Genomic DNA, 19,616 nt, shown 5'->3' with positions numbered 1-19,616 from the left:
TGATCAACACCTGTGACGCTGGTATTGCGGCGGGGCCTACCGGAGACTTGCGCTGTCGAAGTCCGGTTTTCGTGGCCGAGTGGCCGTGGTCGCCTGCGCGCATTTCTGTTGCCCGACCGGAAAGAAGGACCCGAGATGATGGTGCTGGAAACCGTGAACCTCGAGATGGACGGCCCGGTGGCCACCATCTACCTGAACCGCCCGGCCAAGAAGAACGCGATGAACCCGCAGATGCACCGGGACATGAACCAGGCCCTCGACACCATCGAGGCGGCCGGCAACATCAAGGCGGTCGTGGTGACCGGCGTCGGCGACAGCTTCAGCGCCGGGATGGACCTCGAGGAGTGCTTCCTCCAGCCGTTCGACGATCCGCAGTTGTTCTACCGGACCAACCTGGTCGCGCTGAACTGGTTCAAGCGGCTCAAGGCCTTCCCGGCGGTGACCATCGCCAAGGTCAACGGGTTCGCGTTCGGCGGCGGACTGCTGGTCACCGGCCTTTGCGACCTGGCGGTGACGTCGGAGACCGCGCTGTTCGGCCTGTCGGAGATCAACTTCGGGATCTTCCCGGCCGGCGGCGCGACCTGGGCGGCCACCCACAACCTGCCTCGCAAGCAGGCGCTGTACTACATCCTGACCGGCGACACCATGACCGGCCAGCAGGCACAGGAGTACGGCCTGGTCAACAAGGCGGTGCCGGCCGACCAGCTGGACGCCGAGACCGACCGGATCGTGCGGAAGATCGTCAAGAAGAACCCGATCACCCTGGAACTGGCCAAGCAGGTCTACGAGCGCACCACCACGATGGACCTGCCGACCGCCATCGACTACGACCAGGCCAAGCTCTGGGAGCTGTCCCGGCTCAGCGGCAACGAGTGGGTCAACGTCGCCCTGAAGCAGTTCGAGAAGCGTGCCTACCAGCCGGGGCTGAGCACCTACGACCGGGCCGAGGCCAAGTCATGACCACCACAATCCCGACGCCGACGACGATCGACATCCCGAATCTGTCGCTGCCGTCGTTCCTGCTACAGCGCGTCGAGCTGTACGGCGACCGCACGGCGCTGGTCGACGTGGCAGGCGGCGACGGCTACACGTACCGCCAACTGGCGTCGATGGTGCGTCGGCTGGCTGCCGGGCTGTATGCCCGCGGCTTCCGCAAGGGCGACGTGCTGGCGATGCTCGCGCCGAACGTGCCCGAGTTCCCGATCGTGGTGCTCGCCGCGTCGCTGGCCGGTGGCACGGTCGTCGTGCTCAACCCGATCGACACGCCGGACGACGTGGTCGGCCATCTCACCGAAGCCGGCGCGAAGCTGCTGGTGACCGTGCCGTCCGAGGTGCCCAAGGCGACGGCGCTGACCGCGCGTACCAAGGTCGAGGAAATCGTGGTGATGGGCGAGGCGGACGGCGCGACGCCGCTGTCCGAGCTGCTCAGCGACGACCCGCTACCGGAGGTGGCCATCGACCCGGCGCAGGACGTCGCGGCGCTGCTGCACTCCAGCGGCAGCACCGGACGCCCGAAGGGGGTGATGCTGACGCACCGCAACATCGTGGCGACCGTGCTGCAGACCAGGACGGTCGCGCCGCTCGGCGCGGACGAGAAGGTGCTCGCCATGCCGCCGTTCCACCACGCGTTCGGTCTGATCATGGTGATGAGCGCCAGCCTGCTGCAGGGCGCGACGATCGTGACGATGCCGCGGTTCGACCCGGAGGGGTACGTCATAGCGATCCACGAGCACCGGATCACCCGCCTCTACATCGTTCCCACGCTCGCCGTACTGCTGGCCCGCAGCCCGCTGCCGGACCGGTACGACCTGTCGTCGGTGCGGTCGATCGTCTCCGGCGGCGCCGCGCTCGACCCCGAGATCGCCCGGCTCTGCCGGGAACGTCTCGGCTGCCACATCGCCCAGGGATACGGCCTCACCGAGGCGATGACGTCGTTCATGCAGCTCGAGGAGCCGTTGGTGCCCGCGTCGGTGGGCCGGACGGCACCCAACGTCGAATGCCGGATCGTCGACGTGACCACCGGTGCGGAGCTCGGCGCACACCAGCGGGGCGAGATCCTGATCCGGGGTCCGCACGTGATGAAGGGGTACCTCAACGCCGCCGAGGTGACCAGCAAGGTGCTCCGGCCGGACGGGTTCCTGCACACCGGTGACCTCGGCTACCTCGACGACGACGGCGAGTTGTTCCTGGTCGACCGGATCAAGGAGCTCATCAAGTACAAGGGCCAGCAGGTCTCCCCGGTCGAGCTCGAAGCGGTCCTGATGACCCACCCGAAGGTGGCGGACGCGGCGGTGATCGGCGTGCCGGACGAGGAGGCCAGCGAGATCCCGAAGGCCTTCGTGGTCGCCAAGGAGCCGACCACCGAGCAGGAGCTCATGGCGTTCGTGGCCGAACGGGTGGCGCCGTACAAGAAGATCCGGCAGATCGAGTTCATCGAGCAGATCCCCCGTACCCCGGTGGGCAAGATCGAGCGGCGTCGGCTGAAGGAGCGGGCGTTCAGCTCGTAGTCGGTGCCGGGCAAGCGGGGAGAAGTCCCGGCGACCAGTTCCCTGTCATTCTGGCCATGGATGGTTCCGGCCGAAGTTCTGAGGAGATCTGATGAACCCTCCGAAAGTTGTCTCCAGACAAGAATGGCTGGTGGCTCGCACAGCGCTGCTGGAGAAGGAGAAGGAAGTCACCAAGGCGCGGGACATGATTGCGGAGGAGCGCCGCAATCTCCCGATGGTCAAGGTGGAGAAGGAGTACCTCTTCGAGGGGCCGAACGGCACGCTGACGCTGCTCGACCTGTTCGAGGGACGCCGCCAGCTCGTCGTCCGGCACTTCATGTACGCTCCGGGCGACAAGGAGGGCTGCATCGGCTGTTCGATGCAGGCCGACAGCGTCGGCGAGCTGTCGCACATGTGGGCCAGGGACACCACGTTCGTCATGGTCTCCCGGGCTCCGCTGGCCGACTTCCAGGCGTTCAAGGCCCGGATGGGCTGGGAGATCCCCTGGTACTCCTCGTTCGGCAGCGACTTCAACTACGACTACGAGGTGTCCACCGAGCAGGGCGAGTCGCCCGGCGTCAGCGCCTTCTACCGGGATGGCGACGACGTCTACTTCACCTACTCGATCTTCGACCGGGGCGGTGAGATCTTCAAGAACTTCTACAACTACCTGGACATCACCCACCTCGGCCGGCGCGAGGACGAGCTCGAGCACCCGTGGGACTGGTGGCGTCACAAGGACCGGTACGACGTGGAGAACGCGGCGGGGCCGGGCACGAACTGGTGGAACGGCACCAGGTTCCAGAAGTAGCCGCTGATCCGGGCGGAACGGCTCCGGCTTCTGGCGAATCAACGGATTCGTCAGAGGCCGGAGCCGTAGCCCTGTGTCGGCGTCCGGAGCGGCGAGCCGGCCCACCGGCCGTCAGCGAGCCGGAGCAGCCATCCAGCAGAGCCCCATCGCCCCAACACAGTGGAGGAAACATGAGTGACATGTCGGGCCGGACCACGATCGTGGTCGGGGCGAGCCGTGGCCTGGGCCACGGGGTCGCCACCGCCTTCGCTGACGCCGGTGCGCCGGTGATCGCGGTGGCCCGTACCGTGATGGACTTCCCGGCGCCGGCCAACGGCGCCGGATCGATCCAACCGGAGATCGCCGACGCGGGCGAAGCCACCGTCCCGGCCACCCTGATCGACCAGTACGAGCCGGAGGCCGTCATCCTGGTCGCCGGGGCCACCCCGCACATGCGTCCGCTGCAGGAGCAGACCTGGGAGACGTTCTCGGTCAACTGGGAGACCGACGTACGGATCACCTTCCACTGGCTGCGCGAGGTGCTGCTCAAGCCGCTACGTCCGGGTAGCCGGGTGATCGTGGTCAGCAGCGGTGCCGTGCTCGGCGGCTCGCCGCTCAGCGGCGGGTACGCCGGCGCCAAGGCGACCCAGCGCTACATCACCGGCTACGCCCAGGACGAGGCGAAGCGGGCCGGTCTGGACATCACCTTCACCACGGTGCTGCCGAGGTTCGCGCCGATGACCGGGGTGGGGCTGCCCGCGGTGCGGGCGTACGCGGCCCGGGCCGGCAAGTCGATGGACGACTTCGTCAACCGGATCGGGCCGCCGCTGACCCCGCAGATCGCCGGTGCCGCGCTGGTCGACCTGGTCCGGTCGGACGCCGCGACGGTCGCGCCGGGCTACGAGCTCAATGGGGCCGGGCTGCAGAAACTGTCCTGACCCCGGACCGACGGTGATGCCCCGCGGGTAGCGTGCTACCCGCGGGGCATGTCGTGTCACCCTGGTCGGTGCCGGCGGTCAGGAGGCCGTCAGCCAGTCGGCGAGCCGCTCGCCGATCATGATCGAGGTCAGGTTGGTGTTGCAGTTGACGATCGACGGCATGACCGAGGCGTCGCCCACGTACAGGTTCTCCGTGCCGTGCACCCGCAGTCGTTCGTCGACGACCGCTTCGGCGTCGTCGGCGGTGCCCATCCGGGTGGTGCCGACCGGGTGGTAGCCGCTGTCCAGGCTGAGCCGGACGTAGTGGCCGAGGATGTCGTCGTCGGCGACCATCTCCTCGCCGAGGACGACGAACCGGTCGCCGCGGTCGACGATGCCCGGGGTCTGCATCAGCTGCCAGCAGGTGCGGACCGCGTCGACCAGGATCTTGATGTCCTGCTCGGTGGCGAGGAAGTTCAGGTCGATGTCCGGCGGTGACGTCGGGTCGGCCGAGGCGAGCACCAGCCGTCCCCGGGACTGTGGCCGCTGGTGCACCACCATCACCCCGAAGATCGTCTTCGCCGCGGCCAGCATCTGCAGCTCGGGGAAGAGCGTCAGATCGAAGTGATTGATCATGTAGTACTGCAGGTCGTTGAACTCGTCCGAGCCCGGTGCGGTGGTGCGCACCATGGTCTGCAGGAAGGCGTCCTGCGGGTCGAACGTGCCCTCCTTCGGCACCATGAACGCGCCGGTGCGCGGGTGGTCGATCAGGGTGCCGCCGACCCCGGGACGGTCGAGCAGCACGTCGATGCCGAGCCGGCGCAGATCGCTGGCCGGACCGATGCCCGAGCGCATCAGGATGGCCGGCGAGTTGACCGCCCCGGCGGCCAGCACGACGTTGCGGGCGTGGATCTCCTCGGTGCCGCCGGCCGGGTTGGTGACCTCCACGCCGTGCGCCCGGGTCCCGGTGAACAGCACCCGGTTGACCTGCGCCCCGGAGTAGATGGTCAGGTTCGCCCGGCCGCGGGCCATGCCCAGGTAGCCCATCGCGGTGGAGAACCGGGTACGGGTGTCGTTGCGGTTCGACGGGATGGGACCGACCCCGGTGGCCTCGGGATGGTTGTGGTCCTCCACGTCGGGGAAGCCGGCCTTGAGGGCGGCTTCGTGGAAGACGTGCTGCACCGGGGCCAGCTCGTCGGGCCGCCACCGGCGGATCGGGATGGGACCGCCCTGACCGTGGTACTCGTTGTCGAAGTCCAGGTCGTTCTCGAGTCGCTTGTAGTACGGCAGGACCTCGTTCCAGGCCCACGCCGGATTGCCCAGCGACGCCCATTCGTCGAAGTTGTTCGGCGTACCACGCAGGGCGATGGTCGCGCCGACCGCGGACGAACCACCGGTCAGTTTTCCACGCGGGAAGATGATGCGCCGGCGGTCGGTGATTTCGGCCTTGAAGTGCCAGTCGTACGTGGACATCGACATGGCGCTGCCGTCGAGGATCTCGTCCGGTGTATCGGCGACGGTGGCGTAGTCCGGACCCGCTTCCAGCAGCAGCACCCTACGCTGCGGGTCCTCGCTCAGACGGGCGGCCAGTGCGGCTCCGGCGGACCCGGCTCCGACCACCAGATAATCGAATTCGTTCATCAGCGGCGTCCTTCGGCAGTGTCGAGTTGGCGATCCTGGGCGTTTTTCGCAGGAGTGGATGCGCATCCATCACAGGGCCTTCACGTCCCCCGATGAGCATCACATTTGCCAATTCGCGGTGCTTCTCCGCCGTTGCTCAGGGCGTTGGTTCTCCGCTGTTGCTCAGGGGCGTCGGAGCGGGGCGTGGCGGCCGTCGGCGGCGGGCCCGGGCCAGCGAGATCATGGTGTCCTCGTGGCTGTCGCCGGCACCCACCATCAGCGAGCGCAGCTGGGTCTCGAAGCACAGGTCCGCGTCGTACGGGTCGATCAGGTAGCCGCCCAGTTCGAGGGTGACCAGGCCGTGCAGCGCGATCCACATGGTCTGCCCGACGAGCAGTGGGTCGGCTGGCCGGAAGCGACCCTGCTCGGTCGCCCGGGACACGGCGTCGACCAGCGGCTCCAGGGTGTACCGGCCGTGCTGTCGATCGCCCTCGCCGAGGGCGAACCCGCCGAGCGCCGCGCTGCCGAACATGACCAGGTAGAGCTGCGGGTGGTCGAGGGCGTTGGCGCGGTACGCGTGACCGAGCGCCATCACATCGGCCACAGCGTCGTTGGTGGCCCGTACCGTCGCCATCCGTCGGTGCAGTCGGGCGAAGCCCTCGTGCACCATCGCTCGGACCAGGTTGTCCATCCCGCCGTAGTACGTGTAGACGACGGTGGTCGACGTGCCGACCTCGGCGGCCAGCCGGCGGGTGGTCAGTGCCGCCGTGCCGCCTTCGGCCAGCAGCCGCGCGGCTGCTTCGAGCAGGCCGGCGGCCAGCTGCGGATCGACCCGTCGCGGACTCACGTTGACATGATCTCACGCCCGGCGTACCGTCGGGGCATAACATTGTTACGTAACTGCGAAACGTAACGCTGATACGTGACGATGCCGTCCAGGTCGCGTACGACCGATGGAGGATCCCGATGAGCGTCGTCGCCCACTCACCCCTGACCCCCGCGATCGTCCGTCGGGACAACCGGCGCCCGGTCACCCACGAGACGACCGAGACCGACCTCGTCGTCACCGGCCGGCTGCCCGTCGAACTCGACGGCTGTCTGGCCCGGATCGGCCCCAACCCGACCCGGCCCGACCCGCGGGCCCACCCGCTGGTCGGCGACGGCATGGTGCACGGTGTGCGACTGCGCCACGGTCGGGCGCTGTGGTACCGCAACCGGTGGGTCCGCAGCGACAGCGTCGCCCGGACCCGGGGAGAACTGCCCATCCCCGGCCCCCGGCACGGGCTGTGCGACAACGCCAACGCAAACCTGATCCGACACGCCGGCCGTACCCTCGCCCTCGGCGAAGCCGGCGTCCTGCCGATCGAGCTCGACGGCGAGCTCGAATCGGTCGCCCGGACGGACTTCGACGCGACCCTGCCGCACGGCTTCACCGCGCACGCCGAGACCGACCCGGTCACCGGGGAACTGTTCGCCGTCGCCTACTACCACGACCTGCCCTACGTCGAACATCTGGTCGTCGGCGTGGACGGCCGGGTGCGGCGCAGCACCCGGATCGAGGTGGCCGGCACCCCGCTCATGCACTCGGTCGCCCTGACCGACCGGCACACCGTGCTGTTCGACCTGCCGGTGGCCTTCGACCCGGCCCTGGCCCACGCCGGGTCCCGGTTCCCGTACGCCTGGTCCGCCGGCCGGCCGGCCCGGATCGGCCTGCTGCCCCACGCCGCAGCCGGGCCGGACGTGCGCTGGTTCGAGGTCGATCCGTGCTACGTCTTCCACCCGGTGAACGCCTACGAGACCGCCGACCGGTGCGTGATCGACGTCGTGCGGCACGAGCGGGTCTTCGACCGGGACCGCCGGGCACCCGGCGAGTGCGCCCCGACGCTGTGGCGCTGGACCCTCGACCTGACCACAGGATCAGTGGCAGCCGATCAGCTCGACGACATCCCGCAGGAGTTCCCGCGCATCGACGACCGGCGCAAGACCACCCCTTACCGGTACGCCTACACGGTGGCCATGCAGGACGGCGCCGGGGCGCTGGGGGGCTCGGCGTTGCTCCGACACGATCTGGACCGTCGGGACGTGGCGGTGCACGATTTCGGGCCGTACCGGGAAGCGGGGGAGGCTGTCTTCGTGCCGCGCGGCCCGGTCGGCGCGGAGGACGACGGCTGGCTGCTCACCTATGTGTACGACGGAAGGCTCGACCGCAGCAGCCTGGTGGTGCTCGACGCCGCAGATTTCACCGGCGAGCCGGTGGCCGTGGTGCACCTGCCGGTGCGGGTGCCCAGTGGCTTCCACGCCAACTGGCTTCCTGGCTGAGTCAGCAAACTGGGCAATTTTTGCTACCCACGACGCTACTCGGCCGGCTAGCTTCGCGACAGGATGTCATGCCTGTCTTACGGAAGGTATGCAGAAAATGGCACATTCCGCCGCTCACCCCGCCCCCCATTCCGCTTCCGCCGGGTCTACTGGCCTGCTGGCCCGGCTCAACGGCGCACACCACAAGCTGGCCCTGAACAGCTTCCTCGTCATCGTTCTTGCACACTGGGCCGAACACCTGGTCCAGGCATACCAGATCTGGGTGCTCGGCAACCCCCGGCCACAGGCCCGCGGCGTGCTCGGCCAGTGGTTCCCGTGGCTGGTCAGCTCCGAGTGGCTGCACTACGGGTACGCCATCGTGATGCTCGTCTTCCTGTTCCTGCTCCGGCCCGGGTTCACCGGGCGGGCCCGGACCTGGTGGACGATCGCGCTGGCCATCCAGTTCTGGCACCACATCGAACATCTGCTGTTGCTGATCCAGGCGCAGACCGGCACCATCTTCTTCGGTCAGCCGGTGGTGACCAGTGTGGTGCAACTGATCGTGCCCCGCGTCGAACTGCACCTGTTCTACAACTCGGTGGTCTTCATCCCGATGGTGGTCGCCATGTATCTGCATCTGCGCCCGAACGAGCGTGAGCGGGAACAGATGAGCTGCAGCTGCGCCGGCCACCGGTCGGAAGTCCGACCGCTCGCCCCCCATGCGGCCTGACCCGGGTCCAGGAGTACCGGCCGGCGTCCGGTTGCCGGCAGCCACCGACGGGGCGGCCGGCAACCGCACGCCGGCCGGCGTCGTCACGCTGGCCGCCGTGGTCGCGGTGATGCTGCTGGCCACTCCCGGCAGCGCCCGGGCCGACCAGGGCGGTCGACTGCTCCAGGCGGACCCGCCGGTCGGCGCGGCGCTCAGCGTCGCGCCGACCGGCGTGACCCTGTCCTTCACCGACACCGTGCAACCGGAACTGTCCCACGTCGAGGTGTTCGACGGAGCCGGCGAGGAGGTCACCGACGGCGACTACCGGCAGGTCGCGCCGGACCGGGTACACCAGCCGGTGCGGACCGGTGTCGACGGTGACTACACGGTCGCGTACCACGTGACCTTCCCCGACGGTTCGGACGTGACGGACGTCTACCGATTCAGTGTGGGCACCGGCGCGCCGCCGGCAGCGCTGGACGCCGCGACCCGCGAGGCCCGTACGGACGCGGTGTCCGATCATGCTCACGAGATCGACGGATTCAGCGCGACCCTGCTGGTCATCGACGGTCTGGTGCTGTTCGTGGTGATCGCAATGCTGTGGCTGCGCCCGCGCGACGGCCGACCGATGTCGCTGCGCTACCGCGACGACGGGTCGACACCGTCGGACCGCCGGCCGGACGGGCCGAGCTCGTCGCCCCCGACTGACTGATGGATCAGGCAGTCGGGGCGGGTCCGTGGGTCGCTGCCCGTGCCGGGACACGGCTGATCGGCGCCAGCGGCTGAAACCGCCGGCGCCGATCAGCCGTGGGTCACGGTCAGGGGATGGGGAAGAACGCGCGGACGAACCGGTCCCAGTTGCGGTCGCCGATCGCCGCCCGCATCCGGGTCAGCAGCCGGGCGGGCACCCCGAGCCGGTACCGGATGCGTGGATTGGGGTGGGTGACGGCGGTCTCGATGACCTTGGCGACATGCTCGGCCCGGACCGCCATCTTGCCGCGCAGCGGCGGATTGTCGCTGAGCCGGTACGCCTGGTGCCACTGTACGAAGTAGTCCCAGAAGTCCTTGTACAGCGCCGGGTTGCCGTGTGACTGCATGCCGAGATCGGCGACGCTGTCCGGGACGAAGCCGCCGAGGATCGGCGAGGGTTCGATCAGTACGACCTTGATGTCGAACCGGGCCACCTCGTGCCGCAGCGAGTCGCCGATCGCCTCCAGTGCGTGCTTGGTGGCCTGGTAGTAGCCCCGACCCGGGGTGGCGAACAGCCCGAAGATCGACGACATCAGGACCACCCGGCCGCCGCCCTGCTCCCGCATCCCGGGCAGGACCATCTGGGTGAGCCGGCACAGGCCGAAGACGTTCGTCTCGAACTGGGCCCGTACCTCGTCCATCGGGGTCTCGCCGATGGTGCCGTTGAGGCTGTACGCGGCGTTGTTGATCAGCGTACCCACCGCGCCGTGCTCGTCGGTGATCCGCTTGACCGCGGCGGCCATCGACTCCTCGTCGGTGACGTCGAGATGCATCACGGTGATGCCCTCGGCGGCCAGATCGGCCAGCGCGTCGACGTTGCGGCCGGTGGCGTAGACCGGCCAGCCGGCCCGGTGCAGGCGCAGCGCGGCCGCCCGGCCGGAGCCGGACGACATACCGGTGCCCGACGACGCGCCGGTCAGCAGGATCGCGCGGGATCGTGTCACGACCGGACTCCCTTCCGGATGGTGGTCATTCGTCGCCCTGTCGGGCGATCCGGCTGCGGTCGGTCGACGTACCCAACCCGGTCGCGTCGACCAGCCGGTTGATGAAGGCGAACAGACTGGCGCAGAAGACCGCCTCCAGCATCTCGGCGTCGCTCCAACCGGCGGCGGCGGCCCGTTCCCAGTCCGCGTCGGTGATCTTGTACGCCCCGGTGCTCACCTTCTCGACCAGCTTCATCAGCGGCCGGGTCCGCTCGTCGACCGGCAGCTCCTCGGCGGTCGAGGCGACTGAGACTGCCTCGACCAGCTCCTCGCTGCCGCCGAACTCACTGAGGAACCAGCTGTGCGTGCCCACGCAGTACGGGCAGCCGTTCAGCTTGGAGGTCCAGGCCGAGATCAGCTCCTTGAGGTCGCGGGGCAGGGTGTCGCCCTTGAAGATGCCCCCGTAGCCCGCGACGACCACCTCGAGCAGCCGGGGATTGGTCGAGGTGAGCCGGAACATGTCCGGCACGAACGGCAGCCCGGTGACCGCCTTGATCTGCTCGTAGAGTTCGGCGGTGCGGCCTTCGGCGTGCTCCTCGTCAATCAGCGGGACCCGGATTCCCGGCTGCTTTGTCGTCGTTTCCATTGAGTGTTCTCCTCAGTGGGTGAGCGGGTGCCGGGTCTGCCCGTGCGTCAACTCTCCGCATCAGACCCGAACCGGGGACGACACCTGCCGTGCCAGCCGCGACGGTGAACCAGGGCGCGGCAGGCGGCACCTGTGGGCAACGGTCGACAGGCATTTTGGTCGCCTCATGATGGCATGCGCGGCAGGGGGTCATGCTCTCCCAGATTGCCTACTCGGGTCACCATTTTGAAGACGGGTGAAAGGAGGGGGGTGATCTCCGATAGCTCTGGCTATGTGGCAGTATCAGCCGATAGCCTGTCACCAATCAATAGGAACGGATGAGGTCATGATGCCGGGAAGTCTGTTGCGTCCGGTGCTGAGCGGCCTGGGGCTGACTCAGATTCGCTACGTCTCCGCGGTGCGGCGAGGGAGAGCGATTGGTCTCGTGTCTCAGGTGTACCGACAGATGGAGGACGACTTCGGGGTGCTGGCGCCCCCGGTCGCCCTGCACTCCGCGGCGCCCGAGATGCTCGCCGCAGCGTGGGTGTTGCTGCGTGAGTCGTTGATCGTGCCCGGGCTGGCGTCCCGGGCGGCCAAGGAGGCGGTGGCCTCTGCGGTGTCCGCCGGCAACGCCTGCCCGTATTGCGCGATGATCCACAACAGTGCGTTCACCGTGCTCGGTCCGGGCCGGCACGACCGGAGCGCTCCAGAGCTGGACGGCGTCGTCGAGTGGGTGATGTCGGTGGATCAGCCGGGCAAACCGGTCGATTCGCGGTTCCCGCCCGAACAGTTCGCCGACCTGGCCGGTGTGGCGGTGCTGTTGCACTATCTCAACCGGATGGTCAACGTGTTCCTTCGTGACGTACCGCTGCCGCCTGTGGTGCCGGAGGTCGCGCTGCCGCCGGTGTTGTGGGTGCTCGGTCGTCAGATGGCCGCCGCCGCACGACAGGTGCACCTGCCCGGCGCCGCGCTCGGCCTGCTACCCGCCGCCGACCTGCCCGCCGACCTGTCCTGGGCGGCCGGCAACGAGACCGTCGCCCAGGCGTACGCGCGAGCCTGCGCCGCGATCGACGACGCCGGTGCTCGCGCGTTGCCGGCGGACATCCGGTCACTGGTGTCGGACAACCTCGCCCAGTGGCGTGGCGGGCCACGCGGGATCAGCCGGGTCTGGGTCGAGGAGCTGATCGCGCCGTTGCCCGCCGATCAGCGCCCGGTGGCCCGGTTGGCGCTGTTGGTCGCCTTCGCCTCGTACCAGGTGGATCCCGGTGTCATCGAGCGCTGTCGGCAGGTCGGCACCGACGACCGTACGCTGCTCGAACTCTCCTCCTGGGCGGCGATGGCGGCGGCCCGCCGGGTGGGCAGTTTGCTCCCGATGGGTGGGTAGGTGACTTCCGTTCGGACAGAAGGGCATCGCTGAGTATTGCGGGGTATTCGCTACGGATGGTGCTCGATGCTCGCCATTGAGAGAGCAAGAAAGTCGAAATTTAGCGGCACTTATTGTTCTCGATTTATGGTAGAGTCCTAAGTCATCCAGACCGGTCAGGGCCTAGATGGTGGAGCGTTGTCTGACACTTTGCCCGCCTCCTGTTGGTCGGCGCGCGGCAGTGTGGGCGCGTCGGCGACTACTCTCAGTGTATCGTCTCGGTCGCTTCCAGCCAGGGTGGTGGCGACCCTGCGATGCCTCTGAGCTGGGTTAATGGGTCGACGTCGATGCTCCCGGGAACCTGTAGTGGGTGACCAGCGCGCGAGCGCACTGTTCGAGAGGCGACTTCGTCGCCGACAGCCGAATGGAGTTGATCCGCAGTGCCTAACGCCGTCGAACGGGCTATTGCCATCATGTGGGACCGCTACCATGAGCCGCTCTCACTCGACGCTATGGCCGATTCCGCCTTTCTGAGTCGTTTCTACTTTTCCAGATTGTTTCGGTCCAAGACGGGCACGTCGCCTGGCCGTTTCCTGACAGCGATCCGGCTCTACAAGGCAAAACATCTGCTGCTGGAGACCGACATGAGCGTCACCGACATCGCCTACGCGGTCGGCTACAACAGCCTGGGTACCTTCATCAGCCGGTTCACCCGCAGCGTCGGCATCTCGCCGGCACGCTACCGGTGGCTCTCCGAGCACGGCATCCCGCAACTGTCCCAGCCCCGGCCGGCCGGCAGCCGGCGGTCGGCCACGATCAGCGGAAAGGTCGTGCTGCCGCCGATCGACGTCCCGGTCAAGGTCTACGTCGGAGTGTTCGACAGCCCGATCGTGCAGGGACTGCCCGCAGCCTGTGACATTCTCGAAGCGTCCGGCGACTACCTGCTCACCGACGTGCCGGAGGGCGACTGGTACCTGCGGGCCGCCGCGATCGCGTTGGACGACATCACCGCCCGCCCGTCGACCCGTCGTCCGCTGGCGGTCGGCGCGCACGAGACACTCTCGGTGACAGCCGGCACCGACCTCGCCGTGGACCTGGAGTTGCACGCCACCGGGGTCTTCGACCTTCCCATCCTCATCGCACTGCCCGAACTCGACGGACACGCGGCCGGCGGTCGGAGCCGTCGGTCCCGCAGCCGCGACGAGCGGCGCGTCGCCGGGCGGACCCGGGTGGTCGGCGCGATCAGGTCGTGACCGGAAAAGCCGTTGCGGTCGCCCGGCCGGTAGCTCACGCTACCGGCCGGGCGACCGCAACGGCTTTTCGCAAGGTCACCGAGCGGGAACGACGAACGGCCCCCAGGTGAACGCCGGAATCCACGGCGCCGGGTCGATGCTCCAGCGCAACCCTCGGATGCGGTCCTCGGTCAGCCGGCCGGACATCGCTTGATAGATGTCGTACCAGGAGCCGGCGACGGTGGCCGCGGGTTCGCCCTCCCCGACCAGCCACTGGCCGAGTTCGGATTCGACCCGCAGCGCCGGCAGAGCGTGACCACGGGTCGACAGGGACAGCCCCTTCGCCAGGATGCCCATCGCCACCGGCAACGCCGGGTGCTCCGGCGTCGGCGGTGCCACCCCGAGCGCTTGGCGTAGATCCAGCTCATGGGTGAACGCGTCCATCACGAGAATGCCCCGCCGGATGGAGAACGCTTCGCTGAGGAACTGTTCGACCGGCCCGCTCAGGCGCGCCCAGTCGTCGAGGAGCTCACCGATCCCGCCGGCCGGCAGCGGCGCGGTCGCGCGGTCCGCAGGTAGCAGCGAGAACTGGATTCCGGCTGGTGGCGGTCCGCCGCCGGCGCCTTCCGCGGCCGCCTCACCCGAGATGATCCGGTCGTGCACCATGGCGCAGACCTGGACCAGGTGGCTGGCCAACTGCCCGACGTTCCAGTCCGGGCAGCCGGGCACGGCCGCGGCCAGGTCCGGTGGACCGGAGACGAGCAGATCGGTCATGTTGCGGCGGACCTGCCGGTACCCGGCCATTGCCGGCCCCGGCCGGGCCGGCTCGTTGTGGGCCGGCTCGTTGTAGGTCGACCCAGCCGCTGTCGACCCATTGTGGGCCGACCCGGCGCCTGAGGTGCCTGGCTCGGCACGGACGGACTCGCTGTCGGACATGCATGCCTCCCTGGTACGGCCGTGTCACCACGGCGGATCACTGTCGGTCGGCCGATGGCTGTCCGGCCGGGTCGGTCGACAGGCGTCCGGCCTGCTCGTCGGAGAGCCGCCCGGTCCGGTGCAGCCAGCGCACCGTTTCGGCGACCGTCCGGTCGAACGGTCGAGCGGTCGGCCCCAGCGGCGGTGCGTCCTGCGGTGGCTGCGCCGCGCAGGCACAGACGTAGCAGGCGCCGTACTCGGCCGGGATGTGCCACGGCCAGACCCGCTGCACCAGGTCGGTGAGTCGGGCGAACGGCAGCATCGCCCGGGCCGGCAGGAACAGCGTGGGCAGCCGCCGCCCGGTCACCGCGCGGACGGTGGCCACATAGTCGCGGGTGCTGACGTAGCGTCCCGGTCCGAAGTAGCGGTCCAGGCCGTCGCTCGGCGCGGTGAGCAGCGCCGCGTGCAAGGCGGCGGTGTCGCGGACGTCGCCGAGCGGGAAGCCACCGGTCGGCCAGACCGGCATCATGCCGCGCAGCACGTACCGCAGCCGGGCGGTCTGGTCACCGACCTTCGGATCGTCCGGGCCGAGCAGCGCCGGCGGGTAACTGATCACCACCGGCGCGCCCTGTTCCTGGTGGCGGCGGGCGACCCGTTCCGCCGCCGCCTTGCTGGCCAGGTAGGGCTCGCTTGCGGTGCCGACCGGCGAACGCGGACCGACCGTCGAGCCGGCCGCCGGCAGCAACGCGCCCACCGTGGAGACGTACACCGTGCGGGCCACCCCCAGGTCACGCGCCGCCGCCAGGACCAGCTCGGTGCCGCGTACGTTGGTCCGGCGGGTCGCGGCGTGGTGCCGGCTGTCGAACGAGTAGACCGAGGCGGCGTGCACCACCGCGTCGGTGCCCCGGACCGCCCGGTCGGCCGCTGCCGGGTCGGTGACGTCACCGACCACCACCTCGACCGCCGTGTCGGGCACTCCCAGCGGTGCCACCGCCCGGGCCACCCCGGCGGCGTCGCGGGCCAGCACCCGGACCCGGTGGCCGGCGGCGACCGTCGCCGCGACCGTGTGCGCGCCGACGAATCCGGTGCCGCCGGTGACCAGGACCAACATCGGTCTCCTCCATTCTGGAATCCACTCATGCGCCTCGGGTCGGGTATCGTGCGTCGACCAGCCGGAGCCTGAGCAAACAAATTTCCCGTACGGGCGTAGGGTGCCCGCACAGGTCGTCCTGCGGTGTGTAGCCCAGCAATTAAGTAGGTGTCGGTCCGGTCCGATCGTGCCCCGGAGAGCGATGGTGGTCTTCTCTCAAAGTGCTGTTGTTGAGGCAGCTCAGCCGCAGGTCGCAGGGCAATCGGGAAGTGGCGATCAGACTGTCGCCACGGGACGATCAATGATGATGCTTGTCTGATCTGGATGAATGGGAGCGATAGGTGACCGGAATCATCCGAGGGCTCAGGCGCCGAGTCCTGACCCCTGACATTTCGCAGACCCGGGTATCTGTTCGAGGCTTCCACAACAAAGGGCCGGAAGCGGTTGAGGTCCTGGAATCCGTCGGTGCCGCGTTCCTCGCCGGGCTGTCGTCGGCCGCCGGCGCCCGTCGGGTCACCGACGTCGACACCGACCTCGCTCCGCTACCGACCCGCTTCCAGGGGTTCGCCTACGAGGGCGCGGCGATGGGCTTCGCGCTTGTCGACGCGATCACCCCGGGGACACCCCGCCGCAGCGCCGAGTTCCTCGCCGGGACCGGTGACCGGCACGTCTACATGGCGTACGTCGGCATCGGCTGGGCGATGGCCCGGCTGCCCCGGTTCCTCTGGGGCCGGGCCAGCGCGGCCGCCGCCGACCCGCTGCTGCGCTGGCTGGTGCTCGACGGATACGGCTTCCATCAGGCGTACTTCCACACCCCTGAGTACGTCGTCGACCGGCGGCCGGTACGCGGCTTCCCCTGGCCGCCGGAAGGCCCGGCGTGGTACGCCGACCGCGTCGTCGACCAGGGCATCGGCCGGGCCATCTGGTTCGTCGCCGGCTCCGACCCGGGGCTCGCCGCCGACCTGATCGACGCCTTCCCGGTCACCCGGCACCAGGACCTGTACAGCGGTGCCGGGCTGGCCGCGACGTACGCCGGTGGTGCCACCGAGGAGGAACTCGCCCTCTTCCTGCGCCGTTCCGGCGACCACGCCCCGTTCGTCGCTCAGGCCAGCGCGTTCGCCGCCCAGGCCCGGATCCGAGCCGGGCTGCTGACGCCGCACACCGAGCTGGCCACCGAGGTGTTCTGCCGCACCAGCGCGGTCGAGGCGGCCCGGATCACCGACGAGGAGATTCCGTCCGTCACGGCGGAGTCCGACCTGCCGGCGTACGAGGTGTGGCGATGTGCCGTCGCCGCGCGGTTCCGCGCCGACGTCGGGGCGCAGTCGTGACCGCGCTCGCCGACCGGCCCAGCCGGCTGCGTCCGCCCGGGCCGTCGCCCTGGTCGGCGCCGAGGCTGCTGGCCCGGATGGCCCGCAACCGGCTGGACGTGATGCGGTCGGTGTCGGCCCGCTACGGCGACGCCGTCCGGCTGCCGCTGGGGCCGAAGACGCTGTACTTCTTCAATCACCCCGACCACGCCAAGCACGTGCTCGCCGAGAACCCGGGCAACTACCACAAGGGGATCGGGCTGGTCCACGCTCGCCGTACCCTCGGCGACGGCCTGCTGACCAGTGAGGGCGAGCTGTGGCGCAAGCAGCGCAAGACGATCCAGCCGGTGTTCCAGGCCCGGCGCATCGCCCGGCAGGCCGGCGCGATCGCCGAGGAGGCGGTCGGGCTGGCCGACCGGCTGCACACCATGGTCGGCCGCGACGAACCGGTCGACATCCGGCACGAGATGACCGACCTGACCCTCGGGGTGCTGGGGCGGACGCTGCTCGACACCGACCTGAGTGAGTTCGGTGGCATCGGCGACGCGTTCGAAGCCGTTCAGGACCAGGCCATCTTCGAGATGATGTCGCTGGGCGCGGTGCCGACCTGGGTGCCGCTGCGCCGGCAGCGGCGGTTCCGTCAGGCCCGCGCCGAGCTGCAGGACGTCGTCGACCAGCTGGTCGCCCGGCGACGGGCGGCCGGCGGGATCGCCGAACGCGACGACGTGGTGTCCCGGTTGATCGGATCGACCAGCGAGGAGGCCGACCCGCGGGTCGCCCGGCAGCGGATGCGCGACGAGCTGGTGACCCTGCTGCTGGCCGGCCACGAGACCACCGCCAGCACGCTGACCTGGGCGTTCCATCTGCTCGACCGGCACCACGACGTCTGGGAGCGGGTGCACGCCGAGGCGGTCGAGGTGCTCGGCGACCGGACGCCGGTCTACGAGGACCTGCACGGGCTGCGGTACACCGCGATGGTCGTCGACGAGGTGATGCGGCTCTACCCGCCGGTCTGGCTGCTGCCCCGGATCGCCCAGGGCGACGACGTCGTCGGCGGCTACCACGTGCCGGCCGGCGCGGACCTGGTGCTCTGCCCGTACACCCTGCACCGGCATCCGGAATTCTGGCCGCATCCGGACCGGTTCGACCCGGACCGGTTCGATCCCGACCGCGGCACCGACCGGCCCCGGTACGCGTACATTCCGTTCGGCGCCGGCCCCCGCTTCTGCGTCGGCAACAACCTGGGGCTGATGGAGGCGGTGTTCGTGATTGCCTGCGTGGCGCGCCGGATGCGGTTGTCGGTGCAGCCCGGCTACCGCCTGGTCCCCGAGCCGATGCTGACGCTGCGGGTCCGGGGCGGCCTGCCGATGCGGGTCCACGAGGCCTGACCGACCCGCCCACCCGCCGCAGCCGGCGCTCGCACCCGCGAGCGCCGGCTGTGTCATGTCCGGCCGGCGACGGGGCACCGGCTGTCTGACATGGACCGCATGATGCGGTGAAAGGGACCGGGCGGCCCCGCTGCGCGCGGGACCGCCCGGTCGGGTGGCGGGTCGGGTCAGCCTCGGTCGGCGACCTCGACGAAACGGCCACCATGGAACAACAACGCGTCGCGGCTGTCGCCGCGGCCGGTGCCCAGCACCGAGCCGAGGAAGATGGAGTGGTCGCCACCGTCGTAGACGGCGGCCAGCTTGCACTCCACCCAGGCCAGGCTGCCGGAGATGATCGGGGCGCCGGTGTGCCGCCCCGCCCAGTGGTCGACCGTCTCGAACTCCCGTTCGTCCCGCGGCCGGGACGAGCTGGCGAAGTAGCGGGCCAACCCTTCCTGGTCGGAGCCCAGGATCGACACCGCGAAGGTGCCCTGGGCCAGGACCGTCGCGTGCAGGACCGCGGTGCGCTTGACGCACACCAGCACCAACGCCGGGTCCAGCGACACCGAGGTGAACGCGTTCGCGGTCATCCCGTGCGGCAGGTCGGTCCCGGACGTCACCAGGGTGACGCCGGTGGCGAACATGCCCATGACGGTCCGTAGCTCGGCGTGGTCGCCCCTGCCCGTACCGTTGGATCCGGCCGGCGCGGTGCCCGGCGCGGTCTGCTTGTCGGTAGCCACGGTCAGCCCTCCCTGACGTCTTCGAGCACCCGGCGCTGCCCGTTGCCGTTGCCGCCGCTGACGGCGTAGTGCGACAGCGCGATCCGCAACGGGTCCGGCACCCGGGCCGGGCGGGTGTCGGTGTTCGGCCCGCGCATGCACGCGATCCGCTGCCGGCCGCGGGCGACCAGCTCCTCGAAGCCGTCCCGCAGCCGGACGTAGTCGAACGCGAAGCCGATCTGGGTCTGGGTCAGGTCCTCCAACCGCATCCGGATCGACAACTCGTCGAAGGCGCTGATCTCGGCGAAGAACTCACACTCGCACTTGAGGGTGAACAGCTTGAGATCGTCCCGGATGTCGGCCAGCACCTCCGGCGCGCGGTCCCGCAGGAACATCTCCCGGCACCGGCCCTGCCAGCGCAGATAGTTGACGTAGTAGACGTTGCCCACCAGGTTGGTCTCCTCGAAACCCACCAGGTGCCGGTACTCGTAGTAGGACTCCATGA

The 19,616-nt window shown here is 69.4% G+C and carries 19 protein-coding genes; 11 read left to right on the top strand and 8 right to left on the bottom strand.

Annotated elements, in window-relative coordinates:
* The first annotated feature begins 135 nt into the window (after window positions 1–135).
* The 4 genes from EDC02_RS22430 (at window position 136) to EDC02_RS22415 (ending at window position 4,214) form a co-directional block, all read left to right on the top strand.
* Complete coding sequence (locus EDC02_RS22430; RefSeq protein ID WP_123603664.1) at window positions 136–960, top strand: p-hydroxycinnamoyl CoA hydratase/lyase; 825 nt, start codon at window positions 136–138, stop codon at window positions 958–960.
* Entirely contained in the window at window positions 957–2,507 is a 1,551-nt protein-coding gene (locus tag EDC02_RS22425; RefSeq protein ID WP_123603663.1) for an AMP-binding protein, read from the top strand. The genes EDC02_RS22430 and EDC02_RS22425 overlap by 4 nt, the downstream gene beginning before the upstream one ends.
* Before the next feature lie 91 nt (window positions 2,508–2,598).
* Complete coding sequence (locus EDC02_RS22420; RefSeq protein ID WP_123603662.1) at window positions 2,599–3,297, top strand: DUF899 domain-containing protein; 699 nt, start codon at window positions 2,599–2,601, stop codon at window positions 3,295–3,297.
* Between the two features lie 170 nt (window positions 3,298–3,467).
* Window positions 3,468–4,214, top strand: coding sequence for an SDR family NAD(P)-dependent oxidoreductase (locus tag EDC02_RS22415; RefSeq protein WP_233606206.1), 747 nt, complete (start codon window positions 3,468–3,470; stop codon window positions 4,212–4,214).
* Between the two features lie 78 nt (window positions 4,215–4,292).
* On the opposite strand, the gene EDC02_RS22410 is transcribed toward EDC02_RS22415, so the two are convergent.
* Together EDC02_RS22410 and EDC02_RS22405 are read right to left on the bottom strand one after the other, a co-directional pair.
* Window positions 4,293–5,834, bottom strand: coding sequence for a GMC family oxidoreductase (locus tag EDC02_RS22410; protein ID WP_123603661.1), 1,542 nt, complete (start codon window positions 5,832–5,834; stop codon window positions 4,293–4,295).
* A gap of 136 nt (window positions 5,835–5,970) precedes the next feature.
* A complete protein-coding gene (locus EDC02_RS22405; protein WP_123603660.1) occupies window positions 5,971–6,660 on the bottom strand; it encodes a TetR-like C-terminal domain-containing protein in 690 nt (229 codons plus the stop codon).
* A gap of 119 nt (window positions 6,661–6,779) precedes the next feature.
* Between EDC02_RS22405 and EDC02_RS22400 the strand changes: the two genes are divergently transcribed.
* The 3 genes from EDC02_RS22400 (at window position 6,780) to EDC02_RS22390 (ending at window position 9,532) form a co-directional block, all read left to right on the top strand.
* Window positions 6,780–8,132 carry a carotenoid oxygenase family protein gene (locus tag EDC02_RS22400; RefSeq protein WP_123603659.1) on the top strand — a complete coding sequence of 451 codons (1,353 nt, stop codon included), beginning with the start codon at window positions 6,780–6,782 and terminating at the stop codon, window positions 8,130–8,132.
* A gap of 97 nt (window positions 8,133–8,229) precedes the next feature.
* The gene (locus EDC02_RS22395) at window positions 8,230–8,841 is read left to right on the top strand and encodes a hypothetical protein (protein ID WP_233606205.1); all 612 of its coding nucleotides are present in this window, start codon (window positions 8,230–8,232) and stop codon (window positions 8,839–8,841) included.
* Window positions 8,842–8,872: 31 nt separating this feature from the next.
* Complete coding sequence (locus tag EDC02_RS22390; RefSeq protein WP_158632268.1) at window positions 8,873–9,532, top strand: copper resistance CopC family protein; 660 nt, start codon at window positions 8,873–8,875, stop codon at window positions 9,530–9,532.
* 106 nt (window positions 9,533–9,638) lie between these two features.
* Here the strand turns inward: EDC02_RS22390 and EDC02_RS22385 are convergent, their stop codons facing one another.
* Both EDC02_RS22385 and EDC02_RS22380 read right to left on the bottom strand, forming a co-directional pair.
* Entirely contained in the window at window positions 9,639–10,514 is an 876-nt protein-coding gene (locus EDC02_RS22385) for an SDR family NAD(P)-dependent oxidoreductase (RefSeq protein ID WP_123603657.1), read from the bottom strand.
* Window positions 10,515–10,539: 25 nt separating this feature from the next.
* Entirely contained in the window at window positions 10,540–11,139 is a 600-nt protein-coding gene (locus tag EDC02_RS22380; protein WP_123603656.1) for a carboxymuconolactone decarboxylase family protein, read from the bottom strand.
* Window positions 11,140–11,584: 445 nt separating this feature from the next.
* Here EDC02_RS22380 and EDC02_RS22375 point away from each other — a divergent pair, with 445 nt between their 5' ends.
* Window positions 11,585–12,502, top strand: coding sequence for a carboxymuconolactone decarboxylase family protein (locus EDC02_RS22375; protein WP_199757730.1), 918 nt, complete (start codon window positions 11,585–11,587; stop codon window positions 12,500–12,502).
* A 452-nt stretch (window positions 12,503–12,954) separates the two neighbouring features.
* Window positions 12,955–13,734 carry a helix-turn-helix transcriptional regulator gene (locus EDC02_RS22370; protein ID WP_123603655.1) on the top strand — a complete coding sequence of 260 codons (780 nt, stop codon included), beginning with the start codon at window positions 12,955–12,957 and terminating at the stop codon, window positions 13,732–13,734.
* Between the two features lie 75 nt (window positions 13,735–13,809).
* On the opposite strand, the gene EDC02_RS22365 is transcribed toward EDC02_RS22370, so the two are convergent.
* Entirely contained in the window at window positions 13,810–14,649 is an 840-nt protein-coding gene (locus EDC02_RS22365) for a maleylpyruvate isomerase family mycothiol-dependent enzyme (protein ID WP_123603654.1), read from the bottom strand.
* Window positions 14,650–14,686: 37 nt separating this feature from the next.
* Window positions 14,687–15,739 carry an NAD-dependent epimerase/dehydratase family protein gene (locus EDC02_RS22360; RefSeq protein ID WP_123603653.1) on the bottom strand — a complete coding sequence of 351 codons (1,053 nt, stop codon included), beginning with the start codon at window positions 15,737–15,739 and terminating at the stop codon, window positions 14,687–14,689.
* 320 nt (window positions 15,740–16,059) lie between these two features.
* On the opposite strand from EDC02_RS22360, the gene EDC02_RS22355 reads away from it, so the two are divergent.
* Window positions 16,060–17,046: a DUF1702 family protein gene (locus EDC02_RS22355; protein WP_123603652.1), complete on the top strand. Its 987-nt coding sequence runs from the start codon at window positions 16,060–16,062 to the stop codon at window positions 17,044–17,046.
* Complete coding sequence (locus EDC02_RS22350) at window positions 17,043–18,413, top strand: cytochrome P450 (protein ID WP_123603651.1); 1,371 nt, start codon at window positions 17,043–17,045, stop codon at window positions 18,411–18,413. Before EDC02_RS22355 ends, EDC02_RS22350 begins: the two co-directional genes overlap by 4 nt.
* A gap of 167 nt (window positions 18,414–18,580) precedes the next feature.
* On the opposite strand, the gene EDC02_RS22345 is transcribed toward EDC02_RS22350, so the two are convergent.
* Window positions 18,581–19,042, bottom strand: coding sequence for a flavin reductase family protein (locus EDC02_RS22345; RefSeq protein WP_123605045.1), 462 nt, complete (start codon window positions 19,040–19,042; stop codon window positions 18,581–18,583).
* A gap of 92 nt (window positions 19,043–19,134) precedes the next feature.
* Window positions 19,135–19,614, bottom strand: a complete 480-nt coding sequence (locus EDC02_RS22340; protein ID WP_123603650.1) for a thioesterase family protein — start codon at window positions 19,612–19,614, stop codon at window positions 19,135–19,137.
* Between the last annotated feature and the right edge of the window lie 2 nt (window positions 19,615–19,616).

This window comes from Micromonospora sp. Llam0 (genome assembly GCF_003751085.1).
Lineage (GTDB): Bacteria > Actinomycetota > Actinomycetes > Mycobacteriales > Micromonosporaceae > Micromonospora_E.
The sequence above is the reverse complement of the archived record's forward strand: the minus strand, read 5'-3'. Positions and strand labels throughout refer to the sequence as shown.